Here is a 4,345-nt window from a genome sequence, read left to right as displayed (position 1 = left end):
CTCTGATGGTTTGTACGATGAGGGGTTTGCTGACGATCGGTCGCAAGGATATTCGCCGGACACGCAAATATCGTTGGCAGGGGCAGAACGCGCTTTGGTAGATGCAAACGCTGCGCTGCGAGCGTTGCAGCAGCGACCCAATGTGAGTTTGGAACCYGTCCTTCTTTCAGGCTTCTCGCGCGGAGGCGTTGTTGCCCTCATGCAAGCCGGGGACGATCCAGGAAACGCTGCCGGTGTGATTAAYTTCGTTGGAGGATGGATGGGAGAACGTTTCGGAGACCCCGAAATCAATCCGATACTCTTTCGGCGGATCGGCACTTTTGATGGTCAGGTGTTGTCAGCCTATGGCGAGGACGACGCGTTTTATAGCATTGAGCATTCGCTATCGAATCTTGCAGCAATGGAAGAGATGGGCGCTGAGAGTGAAGTTCATGTCGTGTCTGTTCCAGGCCACAATAGAGGCCATTGGTTGATGTTCCAGCCAACTCTCTGGGAAGAAATAGTCAGCGATTACCTAACACGTATCGAAAGCCGAAATTGAATGAGCAAATCGGACGTTCGCTTCGTCCGGATAGTGTTGCGTGAGTTGGTGCGACTACTGATTTTGCACGCGCGGCGAATGTCGGCAATGCGGGCGCGACTGCAGCATCTTGAATGCCGGTTCAACGGCTGCAATGGGCCGGATATGTCGCAGATCGCGTACGCAGCTGTCTCATGCAGCTGCACTTCTTGACTGACGCTCTTAAAATGGGAGGTCGGAAACTTCGGCGATTGTCCGAGATGTAGAGGGTAGTGACGGCGTTTTCTAGTGACCAAGCCTCTGATAGGAGTAGGCATTTAACATAACCGAACCCGACTGGTGTCCGTGAAACAAACTGTTGTTTTTTGCGGATCCTTTCCAATTAATGACCTCTCAGGAAATGGACCCTTGCTCAGAAGATCCTGCGGACTCAACCAGATCCAACACCGCAGGGTCGATCATGCGCTTGTCGGCGCTCATCTTGACAGAATTCCGCATGGCCTTGCTTCGCCGCAGCAAGCGCCGGAATCTCGCCTCGTCCAGCATAAGCAGCGTCGAGGGGGCCAGCGCCCGCACGTTTACGCGACGGGGCCGCTTCATTAGCATGGCCAACTGCCCGAACATCTCACCTCGACCCAACCGTGTGCTGTGCCTGCCGAGTTCCACTTCCACCGCACCAGAAGCAATGAAGAACACACTCTGGGCGAGGTCATCCTTGGAAATAATCGTGTCACCCGCGTTGGCATAGCGGGTCCGCAGCGCTCTGCTGAGTTTCCTGAGCGAAGACTTGTCGAGATCGGAAAACAGCGGAAATTGCCTGACCAGATCCCGCCATTTAAGAGTGATATCCAATTTCGGACGCCCTTCAGATAACGCACGCCGCTCCGCCACTTCCTGCATCAACACCGAATGAAGCTCCTCGCCCACAAGCCCGTCTTCGCGCATGATCGCGTATTCACGTTCTTCCAGTCGTAGTGCGGTGCGCCGGATGAACCGCCGCTCCAGCTTTTCGGCATAGCCTGGATATTGCAGTCGCAGACCGTCCAGCGCCGTCTCGACCGCCTCGGACCGGCGCGCCAACACTTCATCCAGCAACTCCGCAACCCGGCGGCCGTGGATCCTGCGGATGCGGCCACGGACGAATCCATCCAGGTCCTGCAGGATCAGGCGTTGCATGAGCAATCTATCGAACCGATCCGTCGTAATACGCGTCAGCGGGAATGAAATTCGAAGCCGGTTGTGCAGAAACACGGCGATCCGAAAAGATCTCCCGTAAACGACCGACCGATTTGATGCGCGCTGATAGCCGATCCGCCCACCGGTCCGTGCGCCTTCAATGAGCCGATCCGCATCGGACAGAATCTTCTCACTCAGAACCGATGACATTGTGCGCTCTCTCATCCGGGCCAGAACAGAGTCCCGCTCTGCACCGGCCAGCGCAATAAGGCCAAGTGTGACCCGGTCACGATCCAGGATCTGCGCGCTGTCTTCGGCGGCCTTTACAGCCTCGTCGAGGCGTTCGCTAAACTGTTTGGCTTCGTTTCTGACGATATCATGGGTTAGGTTATAGTTTTCTGCGGTGCGGGACACGTCCTCGCGTACCGATTGCAAGGCGACCGCGACCACCTGACGCGACAGGGCTGTATCAAGCGGAGAAAGCTTGTCGAGCCCCAGTTTTGTGATCACCGTGCGCAAGGTTGTGCCCTGAACAATCAGTGTAAACAGCGTAAAGCCAGTGGCCAGGATGCCGACCAGGCGCTTGATCTCAAGCGGGATATGCGTGCTTTCGGTGACTGCCAGAGCCAACGCCAGCGTCACGGCACCACGCAGCCCACCCCACAGTATTGCGGTGCGATAGCGACGTTCAACAGCAGGCGACAGACCGATTGCCGTAAGCAATGGCAGCAACCCGAACAGAATTGCCGCTCTCGCGAACATGGCAGCCAGAACCACCACAACCAGCAGGCCGAAGTCAGACGGCCGCACCTCTTCCAGCAATCGCGGTATCAGTAATGCTGCAAGAATAAAGATCAGCGCGCCTGCCCAATGTGCCAGAAGATCCCAAACTTCTTGCAGATTTGTCCAGGCGACCGGTGACAAACGACCGGGGCCTGCGAGGTTGAGGGTAAGACCAGCGGCCACCACCGCGATGACACCCGACGCCCCGACGCTTTGTTCTGCAACGATGTAGGCGAGGTATGGCAGCGCAATGGAAATTGAAATCTGCGCCATTTCCCAGCGATCTACAAAGGCCATCAGCCAAACTGCTAGGCGCGCCATGAGCCAACCGGTGAGTGCTCCGCCTGCAATCAACAGCGGAAACTGTCCCACGGCTTCACCTAGGGGTGGATCGGGTCTTCCGAGCATGACAAAGCTCATGAATAGCCCGAAAAGAGCAACCGCAGCCGCATCGTTAAGAAGGCTTTCGCCCTCGATTATTCGCGACAGCCTGCGCGGTGCCGAGATCGACCGGAAAATGCTGACAACCGCCGAGGGATCAGTCGTCGACACAATGGCGCCAATCAGCAGGCAGGCGGCCAGTGGCAGCGCGCTTACCCAACTCAGCGCAAAGCCAATGGAGAAGGTCGCCACAATCACCGCCACAACGGCCATCATCAGGATGGGCATCCAGTCATCCAGCATCCTGCGCAGGTTCATGCCGAGTGTGGCTTGAAAGAGCAACGTTGGCAGGAAAACATAGAGGAAGACGTCTGACCGGATCGGCAAATCAATAATCGCCCGCGCTCCCGGGTTCAGCGCATCCGTCAAGTCAGTATTGAGAAAGAACGTCGCGCCAAGTCCGATCACAATACCCAGGACGGCAAGGATAACGCTGTAAGGCAGGCGCAACCGTGCAGCCAATGGTTCCGCCACGCCGATTACAACAAAAAGAGAAGTGATGATGGTCGTAATGACGACGATATCCATTATTACGTATTACCTGAGAACTCGAGTTAATGGAATCCACTCTTAAACCCGGATCGACCACGTGGAATCAATGTGTGAACTTACATTTGACCAGAATGTGCAGTTGCAGCGAATGTCAGGAATGACGGACCGCAGTGCGACACCAGCGCGGTGAATGAACGGCTGGTATGGGCCGTCTGCGTGGCCCGTCGAGATTATGCAAGGAACCTCAGCCAAATCGCCGCAGTAGAGATGCCCGCAAGTAGATGTCAACGGCGGAGTAAAATTCTGCCACGGGGCGGAGCAAAAGTCGTCCATTGCTTGGGTGGCCGACGCCTTGGCAAACGCGCTCCCAAATAGCTGGCGGTTGCCAAGGCGTCTTGGTCCGTCAGGACCAATCTTTTCCGCGTATTAGGAGTTCTGCCGAGCCCTGCTCTGTGCCAGACGATAGCTTTCTCCGTTCATCTCCAGGATGCTGACATGGTGGGTCAGCCGGTCGAGCAAGGCACCGGTGAGGCGCTCTGATCCGAACGTTTCCGTCCACTCATCGAAGGGCAGGTTTGAGGTGATCATGATGGAGCCGCGTTCGTACCTTTGGGAGATCAGTTCGAACAGCAGCTCAGCGCCGGTTTTGCTGAGGGGCACGAAGCCCAGCTCGTCGATGATCAGGAGCTTCTGTTTCACCAGTTGCTTTTGCAGCCGCAGGAGCTGGCGCTCGTCGCGGGCCTCCATCAACTCGTGGACGATTGCGGCAGCGGTTGTGAAGCGAACCGCCAGGCCTTTCTGGCAGGCGGCCAGACCGAGGCCGAGCGCCACGTGGGTCTTACCAGTGCCGCTGGGGCCGAGAGCGATGACGTTTTCGCAGCGGTCGATCCATTCACAGCGCGCCAGTTCCAGCACCTGCATCTTGTTGAGGCT

The 4,345-nt window shown here is 56.8% G+C and carries 3 protein-coding genes; 1 reads left to right on the top strand and 2 read right to left on the bottom strand.

Features of this window, described 5'->3' with window-relative positions; all coding sequences use genetic code 11:
- Positions 1-541, top strand: a 541-nt coding sequence (locus tag D9K61_RS18095) for a dienelactone hydrolase family protein (protein WP_174235114.1), incomplete at its 5' end; no start/stop codon positions are given.
- A gap of 372 nt (positions 542-913) precedes the next feature.
- Here D9K61_RS18095 and D9K61_RS18090 read toward each other — a convergent pair.
- A complete protein-coding gene (locus tag D9K61_RS18090) occupies positions 914-3,448 on the bottom strand; it encodes a cation:proton antiporter (protein WP_120634606.1) in 2,535 nt (844 codons plus the stop codon).
- A gap of 390 nt (positions 3,449-3,838) precedes the next feature.
- A partial coding sequence (gene istB / locus D9K61_RS18085) for an IS21-like element helper ATPase IstB (RefSeq protein WP_162946955.1) occupies positions 3,839-4,345 on the bottom strand: 507 nt, incomplete at its 5' end.

It is taken from the genome of Ruegeria sp. EL01 (genome assembly GCF_900313035.1).
GTDB lineage: Bacteria > Pseudomonadota > Alphaproteobacteria > Rhodobacterales > Rhodobacteraceae > Ruegeria.
The sequence above is the reverse complement of the archived record's forward strand: the minus strand, read 5'-3'. Positions and strand labels throughout refer to the sequence as shown.

Excerpts from the sequence above, each read along its gene's own strand:
- D9K61_RS18090 (WP_120634606.1), bottom strand. The coding sequence starts at position 3,448 with ATGGATATCGTCGTCATTACGACCATCATCACTTCTCTTTTTGTTGTA.